Below are 6,273 nucleotides of genomic sequence, written 5' to 3' on the forward strand. Positions count from 1 at the left end.
GCTCGGTGTGGCGTCAACTACCGCTGGGGCCGGTCCAGTCGGCCTGGACGTGTCCCAGCCGGACGCGCTGCGGGTGATCGCCGACCGGGACCGACGTCACCTTCCTGCCGGTGGCGAAGTCGATCGCCGTCACCTGGTCGGCGCCGCTCTCGGAGACGATGCAGTCCTTGCCGTCCCCGCTGACCGTCGCCCAGTACGGCTTGGACGTCGTGACGAGCGGGCCCTCCTGGAGCGAGGCGCGGTCGACCACGGTCGCGTAGTCGTCCATGGTGCCCGCGACGCACAGCTTGGTGCCCTCGGGGTTCATCGAGATGCCGTGGTGACGCGAGTCGTTGACCCAGGTGGTGCGGTCCTCGCTGGTCGCCGGGTTCTTCGGCAGCGTCTTCATCCGGCTGATCTTGTCGGTGGCGACGTCGTACTCCAGGAAGCCGTTGAAGAACGACACCTGGAAGTACAGCTTGGACTCGTCGGCGGAGAACACGGCCGGACGGACCGCGTCGGAGAAGTCCTTCAGCCCGAACGCGTCCAGCCGCTGCCGCATGTCGATGACCTTGACCTGCTTGTACGTCGTCGCGTCCACGACGGTGATGTGCCGGTCGCCCTTGGTCCAGTCCCAGCCCGGGCTGTCCAGGTCGGTGTTGACGTCACCGATGGACATGTTCCAGATGTACTTGCCGTCCTTGGTGAAGATGTTCTCGTGCGGCTTGTCGCCGGTCGCGAACGACCCGAGCTGTTTGCCGGTGTCGATGTCGAGGACGTGCACGGTGTTCGCGGTCGAGGCGGAGACCGCGACCCGGGTGCCGTCCGGGGAGACCGCCATGTGGTCGGCGCGGTAACCGGACACCGGGAAACGCCAGTTGACCTTGCCGGTGGCGAGGTCCAGGGAGACGACGTCCGCGAAACTCGGCCGGGACACCACCACCGACCTGCCGTCGGGCGTGGAGTACATGTCGTCGGCGAACTGGTCGTGGCCCTCGCCGACGCTGTTGCGGATCGCCTGGAAGTAGATCCACTTGATCGGGTCCGCGTTGATCTCGGCCATCCGCGCGTCCTTGTCCGGGATGACGTTGATCCGGCCGATCTTCGCGAAGTCGCCGGAGGAGCGGATGACATCGGCGGTGCCGTCCCAGTTGTTGCCGACGAACAGCACCTCGCGCAGCCCGGCGGAAGCGGCGGAGTGTGCGGAGGCGGCGGTCGCCGGGGCGGCGACGGTCAGGGCGAGGGCGGCGGCCACGGAGCACAGGTGCCTGGTTCTGGAGGCAGCCATGACGGCTCTCTTTCCTCGGGGGAATCTGAACACGGGTGCTTTCACAGCGAACTTACTGAAAAGTAAGGAAGGGGTGGCCTTCTCGACAAGATGTGTGCACGACAAGATTGGGGGAGTGGCGGGATGACGGAGGGGGACACGTGGAGGGCAGGCTCAGGGCGCCGACGGGACGCTACGGCGGACGGTCCGCCGAGGAACGGCAGGCCGAGCGCCGCCGCCGCTTCCTGGACGCGGCACTGGGGCTGTTCGGCGGCACCCCCGGCTACCGGGGCACCACGGTCGCCGCGCTGAGCCAGGCCGCCGGCCTGTCCACGCGCCAGTTCTACGAGGAGTTCCGCACCCTGGAGGACGTTCTCGCGGCGCTGCACCTCCAGGTCAACGGCTGGGCCGAACAGGCCGTCCTGGACGCCCTCGCCGACGCGGACGGGCTGCCGCTGGCCGGGCGCGCCACCGTGCTCTTCCGGGCCTACGCCCACGGCGTCACCCGTGACCCGCGCCGCATCCGCATCGCCTTCGTGGAGATCATCGGCGTCAGCCCCCGGCTGGAGGAGCAGCGCCTCGCCCGCCGCGCCCGCTGGATCGACCTCATCCGCGCCGAGGCGGACGCGGCCGTCGCCCGCGGGGAGGCGGCGCCGCGCGACTACCGCCTGGCGGCCACGGCCTTCATCGGCAGCGTCAACGGTCTGCTGCACGACTGGAGCGCCGGCTGGGTGGACGCGACACTGGACGAGGTGGTGGACGAACTGGTCCGGCTGCTGCTGGGCATGCTCCGGCCGGAGGGCTGGCGCCCGGGGAGCCCCTGAGGCACGGGCGCGCGGAGCCGGATGGCGCGGGCCGGCCGGGGTACGGTCCGTTCGGCGCGCGGGATCGGGCCCGAGCTGCTCTGCTGGTGTGGGGGGCCGCCGTACCCGTTCCCGGAGAGAGCCATGAGTACCTATAGAGCCGCGCAGGTCACCGCTCCGAACGGCACCTTCGAGCTGGTCGAACGCGAGGTCCGGCAACCGGGACCCGGCCATGTGCGGATCGCCGTGGAGGCGTGCGGGGTCTGCCACAGCGACGCTCTCTTCGTGAGCGGCGGGCTGCCGGGCGTGTCGTTCCCGGAGGTGCCCGGACACGAGATCGCCGGACGCCTGGAGGAACTGGGCGAGGGCGTGCGCGAGCGGGGCTGGCAGGAGGGCGACCGGGTGGCCGTCGGCTGGTTCGGCGGCAGCTGCGGTCACTGCGGGCCCTGCCGTGAGGGCGACTTCATCGTGTGCCGGAACCTGAAGGTCCCCGGATGGGCCTACGACGGCGGCTTCGGCGAGAAGGTGATCGCACCCGTCGACGCCCTGGCCCGCATCCCCGAAGCGCTCTCCCCGAGCGACGCCGGGCCCATGGCCTGCGCGGGCGTGACCACGTACAACGGACTGCGGCGCAGCTCCGCCCGGCCGGGCGACCTGGTCGCGGTGCTCGGGATCGGCGGCCTCGGCCACCTCGGCGTGCAGTACGCGGTGGCCATGGGCTTCGAGACGGTGGCGATCGCCCGGGGCGCCGCGAAGGCCGACCTGGCCAAGCGACTGGGCGCCCACCACTACGTCGACAGCACCTCCGGCACCCCGGTCGCCGACGCGCTCCAGTCCCTCGGCGGTGCCAAGGCCGTCCTGGCCACCGCGGGGAGCTCCGAGGCCATCACGGCCACCGTGGACGGCCTGGCCCACCGCGGCGAACTGGTGGTCATCGGCGCGGACATCGCGCCCCTCGGCATCAGCCCGACCCAGTTGCTCCTGGCCGGCCGCGTCGTGCGCGGCCACCCGTCCGGCACCTCGCAGGACGTGGAGGACACCATGGCCTTCAGCGCCCTGCACGGCATCCGCCCCATGACCGAGAACGTGCCGCTGGACGACGCGGACGAGGCGTACCAGAAGATGCTGTCCGGCGGAGCCCGCTTCCGGATGGTGCTCACCAGCTGACCGGATGGCAGCGCGTCAGCCGGTGCACCGGTGCACCGGCGCACCGGTCAGCCGGCCAGAGGTTCAGCCGGTCAGCCCTGCCAGCGCGGCCAGCACCGGCGCGGCGCCGTCCTCGCCCCGGACCCGCGCGCCCAGGCCGGTGGCGCGCCGCCGGTACGCCGGGTCCCGGGTGGCCCGCAGCAGCGCCGCGGACAGTGCGTCCACGGTCAGGCGGCGCAGCGGTACGACGGCCGGGGCGACACCCAGGGCGACCAGCCGGGCGGACCAGAAACCCGCGTCGAACTGGACCGGGACCGGCACCGCCGGGACCCCGGCACGCAGCCCCGCCGCCGTGGTGCCCGCGCCCGCGTGATGGACCACGGCGGCCATGCGGGGGAAGAGCAGAGCGTGCGGCACCTCGTCGACGGTCAGCATGTCGTCCCCGTCGGCCGCGAGCCCGCCCCAGCCGCGCTGGATCACCCCGCGCAGCCCGGCGCGCCGCAGCGCCGCCACCACCCGGGCGCTGAGCCGCCCGGCGTCCGGCACGGTGGCGCTGCCCAGCCCGACGAACACCGGCGGCGGCCCGGCGTCGATGAACTCCAGTACCGGGTCCGGGAGTTGCTCCTGGATGTCGTACGGCCACCAGTAACCGCCCACCTCCAGGCCCGCCCGCCAGTCGCCGGGCCGGGGCACGACCAGGGGGCTGAAACCGTGGTGCACCGGCCAGAGCCGCCGCTCCCGGGCCCGCCGCGCGGCACCGGTCCGCAGCGGGGGCAGGCCGAGCCGCTTCCGCAGGGCCGGCACGGCGCCGGCGAACACATGCTCCACGGCCAGGCCGACCCCGTGCCCGGCGAGCAGGTTGACGGGCCCGCCCCAGGAGTCGCCGCCGAGCACCGGCGGGGCGAACTCCCGGGTGGGGGCGAGGGGTTGCAGATAGACACCGAGACTCGGCACGCGCAGTCCTTCCGCGATCGTGTGCCCGAGCGGGGCCAGGGAGGAGGACAGCAGCAGGACGTCGCTGTCCCGCGCCGCGCCGAGCAGGTCCTCGGTGAGCCGGCCGACCAGGCGCCGTGCCAGGTCCACCACCCGCAGCAGCTTCCCCGGACCGCTGGCGCTGCGGTGCAGACCCCGGCCGCGCGGGGACTCCAGTTCCGCCCGGGGATCCACCGGCAGTGGGTGGAACCGCACCCCGGAGCCGGCCACCAGCGGGGCGAACCGGCCGTGCGTGACCAGGGTGACCTCGTGTCCGGCCAGCGCGAGCCGGTGCCCGAGCCCGGTGTAGGGCGCGGCATCGCCCCGGGATCCCGCCGTCATGATGGCAACGCGCACGGGGGCCAGTATGGCCGGTGCACACGGTCGATCGGGCCCAACGCGACAAGGTCGGCACCGGCAACGGCACCCCCGGTGTTGTGGACCCGGGACGGCCGCGCCGACCGGAGGTGGTCCCGCACCCGGCAGCCGGCCCTACACCGCGGCGGACACCACCAGCAGGGCCGCCGCCGCGAGCACCGCGCAGGCCGGCACGCAGCAGGCCAGCAGACGGCGGCGGAGCGCCCGGTAGCGCGACTCGTAGGTCTGCCGCAGCTCCTGCGCCCGCTCGGCCGTGCGGTGCCACGAGAGCCGGGCCAGCGCAAGGTACTCGGTCTCGAACTGCTGCTCCACGTCCTTGCGCTGACTGTCGGTGAGCCAGCCCAGCCGGGAGCTCAGGCGTACGGCGGCGGTACGGCCCTCCTCCCGTGCGGCGACCAGCAGCAGATGGCCCTCGATCTGCCGGACCAGGTCCCGCTCGTCGTGGGCCGTCACCGCGCGGTCAGCTCCGGTTCCGGGGACGGGACGTCGGGGTGGTGCAGGTCGAACGCCGGGGATTCGCTGCGGATCCGGGGCAGGGCGAGGAAGTTGTGCCGGGGCGGCGGGCAGGAAGTCGCCCACTCCAGCGAGCGGCCGTAGCCCCACGGGTCGTCCACGCCGACCGGCTTGCCGTACCTGGCCGTCTTCCAGACGTTGTAGAAGAACGGCAGCAGGGAGGAGCCGAGCAGGAACGAGAAGACCGAGGACACCGTGTTCAGCGCGGTGAGCCCCTCGGCCGCGAGGTAGTCCGGAATCCGCCGCTGCATGCCCTCGGCGCCCAGCCAGTGCTGGACCAGGAAGGTGCCGTGGAAGCCGATGAACAGCGTCCAGAAGGTGATCTTGCCGAGGCGTTCGTCGAGCATCTTGCCGGTGAACTTGGGCCACCAGAAGTGGAAGCCGGCGAACATCGCGAAGACGACCGTACCGAAGACCACGTAGTGGAAGTGGGCCACCACGAAGTACGAGTCGGAGACGTGAAAGTCCATGGGCGGCGAGGCCAGGATGACACCGGTCAGACCACCGAACGTGAAGGTGATCAGGAAGCCGGTCGCCCAGAGCATCGGTGTCTCGAAGGACAGCGAGCCCTTCCACATCGTGCCGATCCAGTTGAAGAACTTCACACCGGTCGGCACGGCGATCAGGAAGGTCATGAAGGAGAAGAACGGCAGCAGCACACCGCCGGTGACGTACATGTGGTGGGCCCACACGGTCACGGACAGACCGGCGATGGCGATGGTCGCGGCGATCAGGCCCATGTAGCCGAACATCGGCTTGCGGGAGAACACCGGGATCACTTCGCTGATGATGCCGAAGAACGGCAGCGCGATGATGTACACCTCTGGATGGCCGAAGAACCAGAAGAGGTGTTGCCACAGCAGTGCGCCGCCGTTCGCGGCGTCGAAGACGTGGGCACCGAACTTGCGGTCCGCCTCCAGGGCGAACAGCGCGGCGGCCAGCACCGGGAAGGCCAGCAGGACCAGGACACCGGTCAGCAGCACGTTCCACACGAAGATCGGCATGCGGAACATCGTCATGCCCGGGGCGCGCATGCAGATGATCGTGGTGATGAAGTTGACCGAGCCGAGGATGGTGCCGAAGCCGGAGAAGGCCAGACCCATGATCCACATGTCGGCGCCGATGCCCGGCGAGCGGACCGCGTCCGACAGGGGGGCGTAGGCGAACCAGCCGAAGTCGGCCGCGCCCTGCGGGGTGAGGAAGCCGCCCACCGCG

At 71.7% G+C, this 6,273-nt stretch carries 6 protein-coding genes; 2 read left to right on the forward strand and 4 right to left on the reverse strand.

Translation table 11 applies throughout. From position 1 onward, the window contains the following. Positions 1 to 13: 13 nt before the first annotated feature. Positions 14 to 1,267 carry a YncE family protein gene (locus tag IE273_RS21230; RefSeq protein WP_189816749.1) on the reverse strand — a complete coding sequence of 418 codons (1,254 nt, stop codon included), beginning with the start codon at positions 1,265 to 1,267 and terminating at the stop codon, positions 14 to 16. Positions 1,268 to 1,407: 140 nt separating this feature from the next. Here IE273_RS21230 and IE273_RS21235 point away from each other — a divergent pair, with 140 nt between their 5' ends. Both IE273_RS21235 and IE273_RS21240 read left to right on the forward strand, forming a co-directional pair. Then, positions 1,408 to 2,070, forward strand: coding sequence for a TetR/AcrR family transcriptional regulator (locus IE273_RS21235; RefSeq protein ID WP_189816750.1), 663 nt, complete (start codon positions 1,408 to 1,410; stop codon positions 2,068 to 2,070). Between the two features lie 123 nt (positions 2,071 to 2,193). Then, a complete protein-coding gene (locus IE273_RS21240) occupies positions 2,194 to 3,216 on the forward strand; it encodes an alcohol dehydrogenase (RefSeq protein ID WP_189816751.1) in 1,023 nt (340 codons plus the stop codon). A 63-nt stretch (positions 3,217 to 3,279) separates the two neighbouring features. On the opposite strand, the gene IE273_RS21245 is transcribed toward IE273_RS21240, so the two are convergent. The 3 genes from IE273_RS21245 to IE273_RS21255 form a co-directional block, all read right to left on the reverse strand. Further along, positions 3,280 to 4,509: a glycosyltransferase gene (locus IE273_RS21245; RefSeq protein ID WP_189816769.1), complete on the reverse strand. Its 1,230-nt coding sequence runs from the start codon at positions 4,507 to 4,509 to the stop codon at positions 3,280 to 3,282. Between the two features lie 150 nt (positions 4,510 to 4,659). Continuing rightward, complete coding sequence (locus tag IE273_RS21250; protein ID WP_189816752.1) at positions 4,660 to 4,998, reverse strand: hypothetical protein; 339 nt, start codon at positions 4,996 to 4,998, stop codon at positions 4,660 to 4,662. Then, positions 4,995 to 6,273 (reverse strand): cytochrome c oxidase subunit I (locus IE273_RS21255; RefSeq protein WP_189816753.1); only part of this gene is annotated, 1,279 nt, incomplete at its 5' end. The genes IE273_RS21250 and IE273_RS21255, both read right to left, overlap by 4 nt.

The organism is Streptomyces olivaceoviridis (genome assembly GCF_014650115.1).
GTDB classification, from domain to species: domain Bacteria; phylum Actinomycetota; class Actinomycetes; order Streptomycetales; family Streptomycetaceae; genus Streptomyces; species Streptomyces olivaceoviridis.